The sequence below is a fragment of the Nocardioides albertanoniae genome, assembly GCF_006716315.1.
Classification (GTDB): Bacteria; Actinomycetota; Actinomycetes; order Propionibacteriales; family Nocardioidaceae; genus Nocardioides; species Nocardioides albertanoniae.
The window spans coordinates 4,591,215-4,607,946 of the sequence record NZ_VFOV01000001.1 but is presented as its reverse complement, the minus strand read 5'-3'; the positions used below and the strand labels follow the sequence as shown (position 1 = coordinate 4,607,946).

Below are 16,732 nucleotides of genomic sequence, written 5' to 3'. Positions count from 1 at the left end.
GTGACTGAGCTACCTCGGTGAACATACGGCGGTCGCCGCCGCCGTGGTCGCGGTGAGCACGAGACAGAGGGCGGCTCCGGTGAGCCAGACCGTCGGCGTGCCGTGCGACATCAGACCCGTCGCGAGCATCGGGCCGACCGTCTGCGCGATCCCCCAGCAGGTGCCGTACGCCGCCAGATAACCCGCCCTCGACGCGTCGGTCGCCAGGCCGGCCACGAGTGCGATCGGCGGACCCAGGAGGAGCACCTCGCCGAGTGCCACGATCGCTGTTCCGAGGGCGAGGAGCGGCAGCGGTGCTGCGTACGCGATGACGGCGAAGCCGACGGCCATCAGCACGAGTCCGGCGCGGATGAGCGTGAACGGCCGGGAGGCGGCCCCGCGGAGCAGGCGTTGGCCGGCGATGGTGACGAGGGCGGCGACCAGCAGCAGCCAGCCGGTGGCGGCAGCGTCGTGCCCGCGGGCGGAGACGGTGAGCGGGAGGGCGATCGTGCTCAGGATCCATGCGGTCGCGAACCCGGTGCCGAGCGCGAGCATCGTCAGGAGCCGGCGGTCCCGCCAGGGGCTCGGCCCGGTCCGCACCATGCCGTCGCTCCGCGCGGTGGTGTCACGCACGAGGGCGAGCACGAGCGCCGCCGCGCACAGGCAGGTGAGCGCGTCGGCGACGAAGAGAAACCGCAGGTCGATGCCGCCCACGAGGGCCGCCAACGCTCCGGCGGCGACGCCGGCGACGGCCATCGCCGCGCCGTAGAGCCCGAAGGCCTGGGGTCGCCGCTCGGCCTCCACCGACTCCGCGATCAGTGCTTGGGAAGCCGGTTCGTAGATCTCGTAGGCCAGCCCGAGCAGCGTCGCGCCGATCAGCGCGCCGGTGATCCCGGGGGAGGCGGCGATGACCAGCTGGGCAGCCGCACAGGCGAGCAGCCCGATCACGATGGTCGCCCGGCGGCCCACTGTGTCGGCCATCCGGCCGCCGAGGAGCCGTGAGGGGATGGTGGCGACGCCGAAGGCGGTCACCACGGCGCCCGCGGTGGCGAGCGATGCGCCGTGCACCTCGACGAGGGCGACCGCCATGAACGCCATCGCGAACGAACCCAACCGGTTCACCGCCCTGGCGATCACCAGTGCGACGAGAGAACGCGGCCACCGCGTGCCCTGGTGACTGGTCAATGGTTGAATGACGGTCATGGAGGAGACGGTAGGGCCGGAACTCGTGACTGGTCAAATACATTTCGACAGTCACGTGCATACGGTGACCGAGCAAGCGTGCAAGCTCGTCAACGCCCTGACCCCGGGCCACGACGGCACCCGGGTCGTGGCGACGCCACCGGTCGGCCGGCGCGCCGAGGTCGTCCGTGACCTCCTCGCCCGCCCCGACTACAAGCCGCAGGTCGGTGAGGCCGCCGCCGACGGGATGGTCGCGCTCGCCGAGTCGCTCCGGATCGTGTTCGCCGCAGCGGCTGTCGGTGACCTCGACACGGCCGCCACCACCGTCAACGTGCTGCTGCGGGAGATGGGTTCGGTCCCGCAGCTCGATCGTGCCCGCGGCGGAGGCTGGGCGCTCCACTTCCACGGTCGCGAGCCCGACCTCGTCGTCGGCTGGGGTGCCGGCATCGCCGCCGGACTCGCGCTGGCGATCGGCTCCGACCTCGCCGGCCGCCTCGGCCTCTGCCAGGCCGACCCCTGCGACCGAGTCTTCGTCGACACCTCCAAGAACGCCGGCCGCCGCTTCTGCTCCACCCGCTGCCAGAGCCGCATGAAGGCCGCGGCGCACAGGGCCCGGCAGAAGTAGTCCCAGACGCTTCGGCCCTCATACCGGCGGGTAATGGGCGGAAACGTCCGGGACCATCTCCTAGGGTTGCGGCGCACAGGCCTACGCCGCGCTGACCGGCAGAGAGCCGCAGCCCTACTTCGACGTGATGGACCTGGTCGGGTTCCTCCCGCCGCCGGGCAAGCCACCGATCTGGTCGGACCCGGCGATGCTGGTCCGTCTCGAGGAGCGGCTCGCAGCGGTGCTGCCACGCTGCCAGTAGGGTCTGCGGCGTGTTGACGACGGACGACTACTTCGTGACCCTCGGTGAGCTGCAGTCGGAGTTCGCGGACGTGTTGAGCCGGGCCGACCCCGATCTGCCGGTGCCCTCGTGCGGTGACTGGTCGGTGGGGGACCTGGTCGATCATCTGGCCGGGATCCATCACTGGGCAGCGGCGATGGCGCTCGACGAGGACGAGGAGCCGCTGCCGGTGCCGTTGGACCTGGTCGCGACCTACCAGGCGCAGGCCGCCGGGCTGCGCGAGACGCTCACGACCCTGGGGCCGGAGGCGACCGGAAGGATCCTCAGCGGTCTGAGCGAGGACGGTCGTGGGCCCGTCTCGTTCTGGTTCCGGCGTCAGGTGCACGAGACCCTCATCCACCTCTGGGACATCCGGACGGCGCTGGGGCGCACGGCCCCTGAGGTGCCGGAGGAGCTCTGGGCCGACACCGTCGACGAGGTGGTGACGGTGATGTATCCGCGCCAGATCGCGCTGAAGCGTACGCGGAAGGTCGTCACCCGCATCGAGATCACCGCGTCCGATGTCGACCGTAGCTGGGCGATCGGGATGCCGAACGCGGTCCAGAAGGTCGCCGTCTCCGGGTCCGCGCGCGATCTGGCGTTGCTGCTGTGGGGCCGCTTGTCGCCGCAGTCCTCGAGTCTGGTCGTCACCGGTGACGCCGGGGCTCTCGCCGACGCCCTGACCCGCGCGATCGTCCCGTAGCCCGAGCGTCAGCGACCTGAGCGGAGCCTCAGCGACCCGCGAGGCGAGCTCGGTCGGCGCGACCGGTCCAGTGACCTACCCAGACCGCCCCGACGAGCGAGAAGATCCCGAGCGCGACGGGTGCGGCGGCGATCGAGAGCACGGCGGCCAGGCCGGAGACCAGGAGCGGTCCGCCGGTGCCGCCCAGGTCACCGCACAGCCGCCAGCCGCCCAGGAACTGCGCACGCCCGTCGGCCGGCGCCGCGTCGGCGCCCATCGTCATCACGATGCCCGAGCCGAGACCGTTGCCGAGGGCGATCAGCGCCATCACGGCGCCGAGGGTGAGCGCGTCGTGGGTGAGGGGAAGGAGCAGGCAGCCGACGCCGACGGTGACCACCACCGGGATCGCCACGACCTGACGCCCGCGGTGGTCGAGCAGCCAACCGCCCGGCAGGGTGAGGGCGATGTCGACCAGCGCGGCTCCGGCGAAGAGCAGCGACACCACCGAGGCGTTGAGGTGGATGTGGTCGGCCCACAGCGGGAGCAGACCGATGCGTACGGACCGGGAGATCCCGATGATCACGACCGCGACCCCGAGCGTGGCGAACGTGCGCCGATGGGCCCACAGCACGCTGCGTACGCTCAGATGCCCCTGCTCGCGCGTTCGGGACCGACCGAAGTCGGGCATCCACCCGCCGACCGCCGCGGAGCACAGCGACATCGCCGCGGCGAGCAGGAAGATCGAGGAGAGCCCGAAGAGGTGGATGAGGCCGGCGCCGATGAGCGGGCCGACGAAGACTCCGATGCGGAACGATCCGCCCAGCAGCGCCATCGCCCGGGCCCGGTGCGAGGGTGGGGTCGCGTCGATCAGGAAGCCCTGCCGGGCGATGAGGAACGCCGTCCAGCTCATCCCGCTCACGAACACCGCGACGGCCAGCACGATGACCGAGGTGCTCAGGAACGCCACCGTCATCGCGACCGCGTCGAGCGCCCCGGCGCCCATCAACGTACGCCGCTCCCCGATGCGCGCCACCAGCGAGCCGGCCGGCAGCGACGTCGCCAGCGAGCCGATCCCGAGCAGTGCCACCACGAACGCCGCCATCGACGCGTCCGCACCCAGGTCGGTGGCACGCAGCGCCAGGATGGGCATGACCGCACCGTGCCCCAGCGCGCTGACGATCGAGGGCGCGTACGCCACGACCGCGATGTCGCGGAACCGGAACTCCTCGGTCGTCTCCGTCGTCACACCTTTACTCTGCCCGATTCGTTACCAATGCTCACTATCAGGTCTGAGATGTGACCCTCGAACCTGCCGAGAAGTCACTCCTGCAGGCCGAAGCGTCACTCCCGCAGGTCGAGACGTCACGCGACGACGTCTCGACCTGCAGGAGTGACGCTTCGGCGAGGGGTGGTCACCAACGGGAGTGGATGGTCTCGCGGAAGTGGGTGTCGTAGATCCGGCGTACGCCGGCGAGCAGGTCGTCGGAGAGCGGCGGGAGGGAGCCGGCGGCGGCGTTGGCACGGGCCTGGGCGGGGTTGCGGGCACCCGGGATGACGGTGGTGACGCCGGGCTGCTGGGCGACCCAGGCGAGGGCGACCTGGGCCGGTGTCGCGCCGGCCGGGCCGTGTTCGGCCACCAGAGCGGCGAACTCCTGCGCGGCCTCGACCCCGGTGGCGAAGTCGACGCCCGAGAAGGTCTCGCCCACGTCGAAGGCGCCGCCGTCGCGATTGAAGGTGCGGTGGTCGTCGGCAGCGAACGTCGTCGACTCCGTGTAGCGGCCCGAGAGCAGTCCGGAGGCCAGGGGCACGCGCGCGATGATCCCGACGCCGGCGTCGGCCGCGGCCGGCAGCACGGAGTCGAGCGGCTTGTGGCGGAAGGCGTTGAGGATGATCTGGATGGACGCCACGTTCGGGCGGGCGAGGGCGGAGAGCGCCTGGTCGGACGTCTCGACGCTGACGCCGTAGGCGGCGATCACCCCCTCCTCGACCAGCCGGTCGAGGGCGTCATAGGTGGCGTCGGCGTCGATCGTCGCCGACGGCGGGCAGTGCAGCTGCACCAGGTCGATCGTGTCGACCCCGAGGTTCGCCCGCGAGCGGTCGAGCCACGTCCGGAAGTTCGCGAGCGTGTAGTTGGCCGGGACCTGATCCACCCGCCGACCCATCTTGGTGGCGACCATGAGGCCCTCGTGAGACGCGAGGAACCTGCCGATGACCTGCTCGCTGCGGCCGTCCCCGTAGACGTCGGCCGTGTCGAGGAAGGTCACCCCGTCGCCGACCGCCGCTTCCAGCACCGCGAGGGCGTCGGACTCGCTGACCTCTCCCCAGTCGGCTCCGAGCTGCCAGGTGCCGAGACCGATGATCGACGCCGAGCGACCGGCCCTTGCGAAGGTGTGGTTGTCCATGTCGCCAACGTACTGGTGCCGTCGATTTGGCGGCACTCGGCGGCGTACGCATAATTGATGCTCGAAACCAGAGACCGCCGGTTGTCAGGTGTGCATGCACCCGATCGAAGGCTCCGCGGATGCGGACGACCAGCGTAGGTGAAGAGCACGACGAGTTCGTACGTCACGCCCTGAGCCTGCGCTCGGGGCGTTTGTCGTTCATGGGCCCTCGCCGGTGGGATCGATTCCCGGAAGAAGGAGACCCATGGCGCGGGCTGAAAAGCAGGCTGCCGTTGCCGAGATCGCTGACGAGTTCAGCGCCTCGACCGGTGCCGTGCTGACCGAGTACCGCGGTCTCACCGTCGGCGACCTGAAGAATCTTCGTCGCTCGCTCGGTGAGCACGCAAACTACGCCGTGGTCAAGAACACGCTGACCAAGCTCGCTGCTGAGAAGAGCGGCATCAAGGGCTTCGACGACCTGCTGACCGGCCCGACCGCGATCGCCTTCATCAAGGGCGACGTCGTCGAGGCGGCCAAGGGTCTGCGTGACTTTGCCAAGGCCAACCCCAACCTTGTCATCAAGGGTGGATACCTCGACGGTAGGGCCATCGACGCTGCTGAGATCGGCAAGCTCGCCGACCTCGAGTCGCGCGAGGTCCTGCTCGCCAAGCTTGCGGGCGCGATGACCGCGTCGCTGTCGCAGGCTCTGTACGCCTTCAACGCTCTGCCCTCGAAGACCGCGCAGCTCGCTGCCGCTCTCGAGGCCAAGGCCGCGGAGGACCCCTCGATCCTCGCAGGTGGTGCCGCTGAGCCGGCTGCCGCCGAGGAGGCTCCGACCGAGGCCTGAAAGGCCCCTGTCGTAACTAACCACCACCTGTAATCCGGCACGCTGCACCCAAACCAGACGCAGCGGGCCACCAAGAAAGGAATGCCATCATGGCGAAGCTCACCACCGCCGAGCTGCTCGACGCTTTCAAGGAGCTCACCCTCATCGAGCTCTCCGACTTCGTGAAGGAGTTCGAGGAGACCTTCGGCGTCACCGCTGCCGCTCCGGTCGCCGTCGCCGCTGCTGGCGCCCCGGGCGCCCCGGCCGCCGCCGCTGAGGAGGCCAAGGACGAGTTCGACGTCATCCTCGAGTCCGCCGGCGACAAGAAGATCAACGTCATCAAGGAGGTGCGCGCCCTGACCTCCCTCGGCCTGAAGGAGGCCAAGGAGCTCGTCGAGGGTGCCCCCAAGGCTGTCCTCGAGGCCGCCAACAAGGAGACCGCTGACAAGGCGAAGGAGGCCCTCGAGGCCGCCGGCGCCACCGTCACCGTCAAGTGACCTGAGGGCTTCGGCCCTACGAGCCCGGGCTCGGCGGATTCCGCCGGGCCCGGGCTTTGTTACACGGTAGACACAGTTCGACCACAGATGAGCCAGGCCGCAGCGTGGGCCAGGCCGTCACCGCCCGCGGGTGGCTACTCCTGAGTAGCCACCCGCGGGTTGTTTTGGTTATCTTGGACACATACCGGGCGCGAAGGGTCGTAATCCGATCGTCGATGTGTTCGCTGGGGGACCTTGTCTCGGGTGGTGACCAACGTCTCCGTCCGCAGGGCAAAATGGTTTACAAAAGTGTGGCGTGTGTCGCAGGAGGGCCGTAACCCCCGTCACAATCTGCCGTTAATGGGGCAGTGGGGGCCTTGAGGGAGACCCTCGCGAACAGGAAGGGAGCCGGCCCGGATGGGTGTAGACGTAAAGATCGATGGGCTGACCAAGAGCTTCGGCAAGCAGCTCATCTGGAAAGACGTCACGTTGACGCTGCCTGCGGGCGAGATCAGCGTGATGCTCGGTCCGTCCGGCACAGGAAAGTCGGTGCTCCTCAAGACCTTGATCGGTCTGATCAAGCCCGACGAGGGCGCAGTGGTCATCGAGGGTGTCGACATCGCCACCTGCTCGGAGAAGGACCTCTACGAGATCCGCAAGCTGTTCGGCGTCCTGTTCCAGGACGGCGCCATGTTCGGCTCGATGGATCTCTTCGACAACGTCGCCTTCCCGCTTCGTGAGCACACGAAGAAGGGTGAGTCGGAGATCCGCGACATCGTCATGGAGAAGATGGACCTCGTCGGTCTCATCGGCGCCGAGAACAAGCTTCCCGGCGAGATCTCCGGCGGTATGCGTAAGCGTGCCGGTCTGGCGCGTGCGCTCGTCCTCGACCCCGAGATCCTGCTCATCGACGAGCCCGACTCCGGTCTGGACCCGGTGCGCACCGCGTTCATCAACCAGCTCTTCATCGACCTGAACGCTCAGATCGACGCGACGTTCCTCATCGTCACGCACGACATCAACTCGACGCGTACGGTGCCTGACAACATCGGCCTGCTCTACCACAAGCACCTGGCCATGTTCGGTCCGCGCGAGATGCTGCTGAGCTCCGAGGAGCCGGTCGTGCGTCAGTTCCTCAACGCGCAGACGATCGGTCCGATCGGCATGTCCGAGGAGAAGGACGCCGACGAGCTGGCCGCCGAGAAGGACATGGGCCTTCCGCCGCTGCCGCCGATCCCGATGCAGCTCGAGCCCTCCAACGGCATCCCGCGCACCTACCAGCGTCCTCCGGGCGCCTGGTGCCGGGAGAACGGCGTGACCCCGCCTCCGGGGTCCTTCCAGCCTGACCCGACGACCCCGATGTCCTCGTCTCAGGCCAATCCAACTGAGGCGCCTCACTGATGTCCTCTCTGACCGCCGCCAGGGTCCTGAAGCCGATCGGGACCGCTGGCACGCTCTTTGCGTTCGGGCTGGACGTGGGGCGAGCCGTGTTTCGGCGCCCCTTCCAGTTCCGTGAGTTCATCCAGCAGGCATGGTTCATCGCGTCGGTGACGATCGTCCCGACCGCGCTGGTCGCGATCCCCTTCGGTGCGGTCATCGCGCTGCAGGTCGGTGGGCTCGTGGTGCAGTTCGGTGCGCAGTCGTTCGTCGGGTCGGCCGCGGTCCTCGCGGTCGTCCAGCAGGCCGCCCCGATCGCGACCGCGCTGCTGGTCGCCGGTGCCGGTGGCTCGGCGATCGCTGCCGACCTCGGTGCCCGCAAGATCCGTGAAGAGCTCGACGCGATGATGGTCCTGGGCATCGACCCGATCCAGCGTCTGGTGGTCCCGCGTGTGCTCGCCGCGATGATGATCGCGGTCTTCCTCAACGGGCTGGTCTCGATCGTCGGCGTCATGGGTGGCTACGTCTTCAACGTCATCATCCAGGGCGGCACCCCGGGCGCCTACCTGGCCAGCTTCACCGCCCTGGCGCAGATGGCCGACCTGTGGCAGGGCCTGGCGAAGGCGCTCGTCTTCGGTCTGATCGCAGCGATCGTCGCCTCCTACAAGGGCATGAACGCCGGCGGTGGCCCGAAGGGCGTCGGTGACGCCGTGAACGAGTCGGTCGTCATCACATTCCTGTTGCTGTTCATCACCAACTTCGTGATGAGCGCGATCTTCCTGCAGATCATTCCGAGCAAGGCCGGTTAGGAGGGCGAGACGAATGGCGAACATCAAGTCGATCTACGAGAAGCCTGCCAAGAGCCTCGACCACCTCGGTGACGAGCTCGGCTTCTACCTGCGCGCGCTCTCGTGGTCCCCGCGGACCCTGACGCGCTACAAGAAGGAGATCCTCCGGATCCTCGCCGAGGTCACCCTCGGCTCCGGCGCGCTGGCCGTCATCGGCGGCACCGTCGGCGTGATCCTGGCGATGACCTTCTTCACCGGAGCCCAGGTCGGGCTCTCGGGCTACACCGCGCTCGACCAGCTCGGCACCAGCGCGTTCTCCGGCTTCGTGTCGGCCTACTTCAACACCCGTGAGATCGCCCCGCTGGTCGCAGGCATCGCGCTCGCCGCCACGGTCGGGTGCGGCTTCACCGCCCAGCTCGGCGCGATGCGGATCTCCGAGGAGGTCGACGCCCTCGAGGTGATGGCGATCCCGTCGCTGCCGTTCCTGGTGACCACCCGGATCATCGGCGGTCTGATCGCGATCGTGCCGCTCTACGTGGTGGGTCTGCTCTCCTCCTACGTCGCCACCCGGTTCACGGTGACGCTCTTCTACGGGCAGAGCGTCGGGACGTACGACCACTACTTCGACACCTTCCTGCCGCCCGGCGACGTGCTGTGGTCGTTCGGCAAGGTGCTGATCTTCGCCGTGGTGGTCATCCTGATCCACTGCTACCACGGCTACCACGCATCCGGTGGCCCCGCGGGCGTCGGCGTCGCGGTCGGCAAGGCGGTGCGCACCAGCATCGTCGCCGTCTCGCTGCTCGACCTGATGCTCTCCATGGCGATCTGGGGCTCCACCACGACAGTGAGGTTGGCGGGATGACGCAGACACTCACCTGGAGTCGGCAGAAGGGGAAGGTCCTCGGGATCATCTTCATCGTGTTGGTCCTCGCCGCGCTCGGCTTGACCTGGGCTCAGTTCACCAACAAGTTCGCCGAGTTCGAGAAGATCACGCTCAAGGCCGACCGCATCGGCCTCCAGCTCCCCGAGCGCGCCGACGTCAAGGTCCGTGGCCTGATCGTCGGTGAGGTCATCGACATGAAGCCGACCGACGGCGGCGCCGAGCTGACCCTGGGGCTGTTCCCCGACGAGGTCAGCAAGATCCACCCGGACGTCACCGGCGCGATCCTCCCCAAGACCCTCTTCGGGCAGAAGTACGTCTCGCTGATCCCGCCCAACACGGAGTTCACCGATCCGATCAAGCCGGGCGCAGTGATCAAGAAGACGAAGGTCGCCACCGAGGTCCAGGCCGTCCTGCGCGACCTCTACCCGCTGCTCCGTACGATCCAGCCGGCCGACCTCAACAACACGCTCAACGCGCTGGCCACCGCGCTCGAGGGGCGCGGCGACAAGCTCGGGGAGTCGCTCGACACCCTCGACTCCTACCTGAAGCGGCTGAACCCCGAGATCCCGGCGCTGATCGAAGACCTCGAGCTCGCCACGAAGGTCTCCGGCACCTATCAGGCGGTGCTGCCCGAGCTGGGCCAGATCCTCCGCAACACCATCGTCACCGCGACCACCCTCGAGGACCGTGAGGATCAGCTCAACAAGATGCTGACCGACGTGACCGCGTTCTCCAACACCGCTGACGACTTCCTCGACGACAACGGCGACACGCTGATCCAGCTCGGTCAGGTCGGCCGCCCGGTCACCAAGGCGCTCGCCCGCTACGCGCCGATGTTCCCGTGCCTCATCGGGGGCATGGACACACTGACCGACGAGTTCAGCGAGGTGTTCCGCAACTACACGGTCCACATCACGCTGGAGACGCTGCCACACCAGTCGCGTCCCTACTCGACCAAGGACAAGCCGCGCTACGGCGAGGACAGCGGTCCCAACTGCGGTGAGCTGCCGAACGCGTCCTGGAACCAGAAGAAGCCGTTCGCGCCATTTCCCAACAAGGACGACGGCGTCGACGAGCCCACCGGAAAGGGAGTCATGCGCTCCGCTACCGGGCCGACCGATTTCTCGGCCATGTCCTACGTCGGCACCTCGGCGGAGACCGACGTGATCAACGAGCTGTTCGCCCCGGGTATGGGCATGAGCGCCGACGAGGTCCCCGACCTCGGCGCGCTGATGCTCGGTCCGGCCGCACGTGGAGCCGAGGTGACCTACAAGTGAGCGCAGTGAAGCTCTTCGACGCCAAGACCTTCCAGGACTTCTGGAAGCTGATCATCTTCGTGATCGTCACGACGCTGGCCACGGGTCTGCTCGCGATCACGATCGGCAACGTCACCTTCGGTCAGACCGATGAGTACAAGGCGGTCTTCACCGACGTCACCGGCGTGAACAAGGGCGACGACGTACGCATCTCCGGGGTCAAGGTCGGCTCGGTCAAGAACATCGACATCTCCGACGACGCCCGCAGCGCGGTGGTCACCTTCTCTGTCGACCGCGCGCAGCAGATCGCGACGACGACCGAGGCGACGATCAAGTACCGCAACCTGATCGGCCAGCGCTACCTGGCGCTGACCAACCAGCTGGTCGGCGACGCGTCCGCGATGCAGGAGGGGCAGTCGATCCCCGTCGGGCAGACTCACCCGGCCCTCGACCTGACGGTGCTGTTCAACGGGTTCAAGCCGCTGTTCCAGGCGCTGTCTCCCAACGACGTCAACACGCTCTCCTACGAGATCGTCCAGGTCTTCCAGGGCGAGGGCGGCACCTTGGAGAGCCTGCTCTCCCACACGGCTTCGCTGACCTCGACGCTGGCCGAGAAGGATCAGATCATCAACGCGCTGATCGACAACCTGACCGAGGTGCTCGAGCACGTCGGTGACCGCGAGAAGGAACTCTCGAGCCTGATCGTGACGTTCCGCGACTTCGTCGGTGGTCTCAACAACGACCGCGAGGCGATCCTGGGCTCGCTCGACCAGATCTCCGCCCTCTCGGTGGAGACCGCCGACCTGGTGCACGAGGCGAAGGACCCGCTGCTGGGTGACCTGCGCGAGGCCAGGAGGTTCTCCGACAAGGTCGCCAAGGACAAGAAGGAGCTCAACGACGCTCTCGAGCTCCAGCCGATCAAGCTCGACAAGATCGGTGCGACGGCCAACTACGGCGGTTGGTTCAACTTCTACCTCTGTGGTCTGCGCGGCACCATCCGTGACCCCGAGGGCAAGGACCTCGACATTCCGATCTACAAGCCCGGTCAAGCGAGGTGCAACCTCGGATGATTCCGTTCCGCGAACGTAACCCCGTCAAGATCGGCGCCATCTCGATCGCCGTCCTCGTGATGATGATGGTGATGGCCTTCAAGGCCGACAGCCTCCCGCTGATCGGCGGTGGCACGACCTACTACGCCAACTTCTCCGAGGCCGGTGGCATGAAGACCGGCGACGAGGTCCGGGTGGCCGGCGTCCGCGTCGGCAAGGTCAACTCGATCGAGCTCGACGGCGACCAGGTCAAGGTCGGCTTCAAGATCCGCGAGAAGGTCAACTTCGGCGAGAAGTCCGGCGCCGGGGCTCGGGTCAAGACGCTGCTCGGCGACATGTACCTCGAGCTGCAGCCCGCGGGCGAGGGTCAGATGAAGGCAGGGTCCACCATCCCGGTCGACCGCACCGAGTCGCCCTACGACGTCGTCCAGGCCTTCGAGGGCCTGGCCGACACCTCGGCCAACATCGACAAGGACCAGCTCGCCGCAGCGCTCACCACGCTCGCCGACCTGACCCGTACGACACCTGAGGAGTTCCAGGCGGCGCTCACCGGTGTCTCCGACCTCTCGCGCAACCTGGCGGCGAAGGACGAGCGCATCGAGTCGCTGCTCACCCAGCTCGACCGGGTGACCAAGGTGCTCGACGAGCGCGACGACGACCTGATCACGCTGATGAACAACGCCAACCAGCTCTTCGCTGCGCTGGTCGAGCGGCGCGAGGCCGTCCACAACCTCCTGGTCTCGACCCAGCAGCTCTCCAAGGAGCTCTCCATGCTGGTCGACGACAGCCGCGCCGACCTCAAGCCGGCGCTCGAGAGCCTCGACGTGATCCTCGACGTGTTCACGAAGAACGAAGAGAACCTCGAGAAGTCGCTGCGACTGATGGCGCCGTTCTACAAGGTCTTCAACAACACTCTGGGCAACGGTCCGTGGTGGGACACCTACATCCAGAACATGCCTCCCGTCCCGGCTCTAACAGGGGGGAAGAACCCGTGAGCGAGCGTCAGCGAGTGAACCACAAGAACCTCTGGGCTACGGAGGTGGCGGCGTGAACAAGATCATCGTCCCGATCATCATCGGTGCCCTGATCGTCGCGGTCGGCTCCTGGGCCCTGGTGCGCGACACCGGCGAGAAGACGCTGGTGGCGCACTTCCCGCGCACGGTCTCCCTCTACGAGGGCAGCGACCTGCGCGTGCTCGGTGTGCCCGTCGGCAAGGTGACCGAGGTGAAGCCGAACGGCACCGACGTCAAGGTCACCATGGAATACGAGAACGACGTCGACCTGCCCTCCAACGCGAAGGCCGTCGTCATCTCGCCGTCGATCGTCGGTGACCGCTACGTGCAGGTCACGCCCGCCTACGACGGCGGCAAGAAGCTCTCCGACGGCGCGGTGCTGAGCACCGCGAAGACCTCCGTGCCGGTCGAGCTCGACCAGATCTACTCCAGCGTCGACGACCTGGTGGTGGCGATCGGCCCCGACGGCGCCAACAAGAACGGCGCGCTCACCGACCTTCTCCAGCAGACGGCGAAGAACCTCGGTGGCCAGGGTGAGAAGATCAACTCCACCATCGGCGACCTCGGCAAGCTGACCAAGACGCTCGACAACCGTGACGAGCAGTTCTTCAACTCCGCCGAGCAGCTGGAAGGTTTCATCGGCACGCTCGCCGAGAACGACCAGACCGTACGCGACTTCGCCCAGGCTCTCTCCGAGGTCTCCTCGATGCTGGAGGGTGAGCGTCACGAGCTGGCCGCGTCGATGAAGAACCTCTCCGAGGCGCTGACCAAGGTGACCCAGTTCGTGCGCGACAACAAGTCGATCCTGCGCGAGGACATCAAGAGCCTCAACCGGATCGGCAAGGTGCTCGTGCGGCAGCGCAAGGCGCTCGACGAGAGCCTCCACACGGCGCCGCTCGCGCTCAACAACCTCGGTCTCGCCTACAACCCGGAGACGGGCACGCTCGACACCAACGCCAACATCACGATGGTGCTCGACGAGATCCTGCAGAACCCTGCCTCGTTCCTGTGCAGCCTGGTCGACCAGGCGACCAACGGCAGCAGTGCCAAGACGTGCTCGGAGATCCGCCAGCTCCCCGGCCTGAACCGATCCGCGGCCATCGGTCTCGGCACCGGCTCCTCCTACGGGGTGCCCTACGACATGTCGCTCGGCGGCCTGGTGGAGGTGAAGGAATGAAGAAGACGATGAAGCGCGCCGCTCAGGCGTTCGTCGGTGTCGTCGCCGGTGCCCTGATGCTGAGCGGCTGTGGCACCTTCTCGGTCTACGACCTCCCGCTCCCGGGCGGCGTCGACGCCGGTGACAACGCCATGACGGTCACGGCTCAGTTCCAGGACGTCCTCGACCTGGTGCCGCAGTCGACGGTCAAGCTCGAAGACGTCGACGTCGGCAAGATCAACAAGGTGTGGCTCGACGACGGTGTCGCCACCGTCGAGATGAAGCTGAAGAAGGACGTCAACATCCCGGGCAACGCCCGCGCCTCGATCCAGCAGACCTCGCTCCTCGGTGAGAAGTTCATCTCCTTGGAGCAGCCCTCCGAGCCCGAGTCGACCAAGCTCGCCGACGGATCGATGATCCCGTTGTCGCAGACCGGCCGCAACCCGGAGATCGAGGAGGTCTTCAGCGCGCTGAGCCTGCTGCTCAACGGCGGTGGCGTGGCCCAGCTGAAGACGATCTCGACCGAGCTCAACAAGGCCCTCGCCGGCCGTGAGGACTCCGCTCGCTCGGTGCTGCACCAGGTCGAGGAGCTCGCCGCCGAGCTCGACAACAACAAGCAGAAGATCGTCTCGGCCATCGAGGCTCTCGATGCGCTGGCGAAGGCGACCAACGCGCAGATGGGTTCCATCGACGCGGCCCTCGACGAGCTGCCCTCGGCGCTCTCGAGCATCGACAAGCAGCGCGGTGACCTGGTCAAGATGCTCAAGGCCCTCGATCGGCTCGGCGACACCGGCGTACGCGTGATCCGGGCGTCCAAGGACAACACGATCGGCATCGTGAAGGATCTCAAGCCGGTGCTGTCGAACCTGGCCGACTCCGGTGACAAGTTCGTGCGAGCGATGAACACGATCCTGACCTACCCGTTCGTCGACCAGGCTGTCGGCGGTTCGCCCCAGGCTGCTCGCAACCTGCACATGGGTGACTTCGTCAACCTCGACGTCACCGTCGACCTCAACCTCGACACCCTGCTCGACAACGCTCCCGACCTCGGTGGCGCTGTCTGCTGGACCGTCGACGAGGTCAACCGCAACCTCGAGAAGGCCAACGGGGAAGACCTCGTCAACCTGCTCAAGCAGGTCAAGGACCTCGCGTGCGGCAAGAAGGGCCTCGCCGCTGCGGTGTCGGTGTGCCAGCAGAGCTTCACCGACTCGCTCACCGGCAAGTCGACCCTGGGCCAGCTGGCGACGGCGTGCGGCACGGCGGTACGAGAGGGCGTCGTCACCACGCTCAGCAACCTGCTCGGGTTGGACTCGACGTCCGGCGCGAAGGCGCCGAGCACCGGTGATGACAAGGGTCTGCTCTGCAACCTCCCGCTGATCGCCTGTCGTGCCGGGGCCAACGCGGACGGCACCCAGTCGGTCACGTACGAACAGCTGAGCAAGGAGCTCGACCCGGGTCTGACCTCGCTGATGATCCCGGCGTTGAGCACCTCGAAAAACACTCACGGGGAGGGCGTGTCATGATCACTCGCCGCACGAAGGTGCAGCTGATGGTCTTCCTGCTGATCACCCTCGTCGGGGTCAGCTTCGTCGGCGCGCGCTACGCGAAGCTGGGGTCCCTGTTCATCAAGGACAACTACGTCGTGACTGCTCACTTCGCGCAGTCCGGTGGCATCTACGAGGATGCCGAGGTCGACTATCGAGGCGTCAAGATCGGCCAGGTCGGTGAGCTCGTGCTCAACCGCACCGGCGTCGACGTGAAGCTGAAGATCGACAAGGACTGGCAGGGCAAGATCCCCGCCGACAGCCTCGCCGTGGTCGGCAACCGCTCCGCCGTCGGTGAGCAGTACGTCGAGCTGCAGCCGCAGTCCAAGGGCGAGCCCTTCCTCGAGGAGGGCTCCGAGATCGCCCGCGCCGCGACGACGACACCGCTGCCGACCGAGAAGCTGCTCGAAGACATCACCACGACGGTCAACTCCGTCGACCAGAAGGCGCTCACCACCACCGTCGACGAGCTCGGCAAGAGTTTCGCCGGCACGGGGCAGGACCTGCAGACCATCATCGACACCGGCACCGCCTTCGTGGAGACCGCCGATCAGAACTTCGGTCTGACCACGCAGCTGATCCGCGACAGCAACACGGTGCTCCAGGGCCAGGTCGACAGCACGTCGGCGATCAAGTCGTTCGCCAACGACCTGGAGCTGTTCACCGGCACGCTCGCGGGCTCCAACAAGGATCTGATCAAGCTGATCGAGAGCGGATCCGCGGGCTCCACCGAGCTGCGTACGTTCCTCGAGCAGAACAAGGTCGACATCAGCGAGCTCCTCAACGAGGTGCTGGTGACCGGCAAGGTGGTCAGGAAGAACCTGCCCGGCGTCAAGCACCTGCTCTCGATCTTCCCGACCGTCGTCGAGGGCAGCTTCGCCGTCGTCGACGTCGGCCACCCGGGCCTTGCCCAGGCTCACTTCGGGCTGGCGCTGACCACCCAGACGCCCTGTAAGCAGGGCTATGAGAGCACCAAGAAGCGCAGCCCTCTCGATCTCGAGAGCCGCCCCTTCAACACCGATGTCTCCTGCACCGAGGACCCGAGCAAGTCCAACCCGCGCGGATCCAGCCAGCTGCCGCGCGCCGCGGCCGGCGGCGCCGACTCGATGGGCAACTTCGACCCGGAGACCGGCAAGCTCACCTGGGGTGACGAGGAGACCAAGCCGGTCTCGAAGGCTGCCCCGACCTCCTACGGCAACGACTCGTGGAAGTGGCTCTACCTCCAGCCGATGGAGACCGAGTAGCCACACCAGCTC

Annotated in this window: 16 protein-coding genes; 13 read left to right on the top strand and 3 right to left on the bottom strand. The window is 67.2% G+C overall.

Annotated elements, in window-relative coordinates; translation table 11 throughout:
* Positions 1–9: 9 nt before the first annotated feature.
* Complete coding sequence (locus FB381_RS22045; RefSeq protein WP_141782224.1) at positions 10–1,182, bottom strand: MFS transporter; 1,173 nt, start codon at positions 1,180–1,182, stop codon at positions 10–12.
* Positions 1,183–1,246: 64 nt separating this feature from the next.
* On the opposite strand from FB381_RS22045, the gene FB381_RS22040 reads away from it, so the two are divergent.
* Both FB381_RS22040 and FB381_RS22035 read left to right on the top strand, forming a co-directional pair.
* Positions 1,247–1,786: a CGNR zinc finger domain-containing protein gene (locus FB381_RS22040; RefSeq protein ID WP_246088262.1), complete on the top strand. Its 540-nt coding sequence runs from the start codon at positions 1,247–1,249 to the stop codon at positions 1,784–1,786.
* A gap of 251 nt (positions 1,787–2,037) precedes the next feature.
* Complete coding sequence (locus tag FB381_RS22035; RefSeq protein ID WP_141782222.1) at positions 2,038–2,748, top strand: maleylpyruvate isomerase family mycothiol-dependent enzyme; 711 nt, start codon at positions 2,038–2,040, stop codon at positions 2,746–2,748.
* A 28-nt stretch (positions 2,749–2,776) separates the two neighbouring features.
* Here FB381_RS22035 and FB381_RS22030 read toward each other — a convergent pair whose 3' ends face one another.
* Together FB381_RS22030 and FB381_RS22025 are read right to left on the bottom strand one after the other, a co-directional pair.
* Positions 2,777–3,973 (bottom strand): MFS transporter, encoded by a 1,197-nt coding sequence (locus FB381_RS22030; protein ID WP_141782221.1) that lies wholly within the window; start codon positions 3,971–3,973, stop codon positions 2,777–2,779.
* A gap of 166 nt (positions 3,974–4,139) precedes the next feature.
* Positions 4,140–5,129, bottom strand: a complete 990-nt coding sequence (locus FB381_RS22025; protein ID WP_141782220.1) for an aldo/keto reductase — start codon at positions 5,127–5,129, stop codon at positions 4,140–4,142.
* A gap of 244 nt (positions 5,130–5,373) precedes the next feature.
* On the opposite strand from FB381_RS22025, the gene rplJ reads away from it, so the two are divergent.
* The 11 genes from rplJ to FB381_RS21970 all read left to right on the top strand — a co-directional run bounded on the left by rplJ (position 5,374) and on the right by FB381_RS21970 (position 16,720).
* Complete coding sequence (rplJ, locus tag FB381_RS22020; protein ID WP_141782219.1) at positions 5,374–5,955, top strand: 50S ribosomal protein L10; 582 nt, start codon at positions 5,374–5,376, stop codon at positions 5,953–5,955.
* An 89-nt stretch (positions 5,956–6,044) separates the two neighbouring features.
* Positions 6,045–6,431 (top strand): 50S ribosomal protein L7/L12, encoded by a 387-nt coding sequence (gene rplL / locus FB381_RS22015; protein WP_141782218.1) that lies wholly within the window; start codon positions 6,045–6,047, stop codon positions 6,429–6,431.
* A gap of 396 nt (positions 6,432–6,827) precedes the next feature.
* Positions 6,828–7,811 (top strand): ABC transporter ATP-binding protein, encoded by a 984-nt coding sequence (locus tag FB381_RS22010; protein ID WP_141782217.1) that lies wholly within the window; start codon positions 6,828–6,830, stop codon positions 7,809–7,811.
* Positions 7,811–8,596 (top strand): MlaE family ABC transporter permease, encoded by a 786-nt coding sequence (locus FB381_RS22005; protein WP_141782216.1) that lies wholly within the window; start codon positions 7,811–7,813, stop codon positions 8,594–8,596. Before FB381_RS22010 ends, FB381_RS22005 begins: the two co-directional genes overlap by 1 nt.
* Before the next feature lie 13 nt (positions 8,597–8,609).
* Positions 8,610–9,437, top strand: coding sequence for an MlaE family ABC transporter permease (locus FB381_RS22000; protein ID WP_141782215.1), 828 nt, complete (start codon positions 8,610–8,612; stop codon positions 9,435–9,437).
* Positions 9,434–10,735: an MCE family protein gene (locus FB381_RS21995; protein ID WP_141782214.1), complete on the top strand. Its 1,302-nt coding sequence runs from the start codon at positions 9,434–9,436 to the stop codon at positions 10,733–10,735. The genes FB381_RS22000 and FB381_RS21995 overlap by 4 nt, the downstream gene beginning before the upstream one ends.
* Positions 10,732–11,784, top strand: coding sequence for an MCE family protein (locus tag FB381_RS21990; RefSeq protein ID WP_141782213.1), 1,053 nt, complete (start codon positions 10,732–10,734; stop codon positions 11,782–11,784). The genes FB381_RS21995 and FB381_RS21990 overlap by 4 nt, the downstream gene beginning before the upstream one ends.
* Complete coding sequence (locus FB381_RS21985; protein ID WP_141782212.1) at positions 11,781–12,758, top strand: MCE family protein; 978 nt, start codon at positions 11,781–11,783, stop codon at positions 12,756–12,758. The genes FB381_RS21990 and FB381_RS21985 overlap by 4 nt, the downstream gene beginning before the upstream one ends.
* A gap of 52 nt (positions 12,759–12,810) precedes the next feature.
* Complete coding sequence (locus FB381_RS21980; RefSeq protein WP_141782211.1) at positions 12,811–13,953, top strand: MCE family protein; 1,143 nt, start codon at positions 12,811–12,813, stop codon at positions 13,951–13,953.
* Positions 13,950–15,455, top strand: coding sequence for an MCE family protein (locus FB381_RS21975; RefSeq protein WP_141782210.1), 1,506 nt, complete (start codon positions 13,950–13,952; stop codon positions 15,453–15,455). Before FB381_RS21980 ends, FB381_RS21975 begins: the two co-directional genes overlap by 4 nt.
* On the top strand, positions 15,452–16,720 hold the full coding sequence (locus FB381_RS21970) for an MCE family protein (protein ID WP_141782209.1): 1,269 nt from the start codon (positions 15,452–15,454) through the stop codon (positions 16,718–16,720). The genes FB381_RS21975 and FB381_RS21970 overlap by 4 nt, the downstream gene beginning before the upstream one ends.
* Positions 16,721–16,732: the final 12 nt, after the last annotated feature.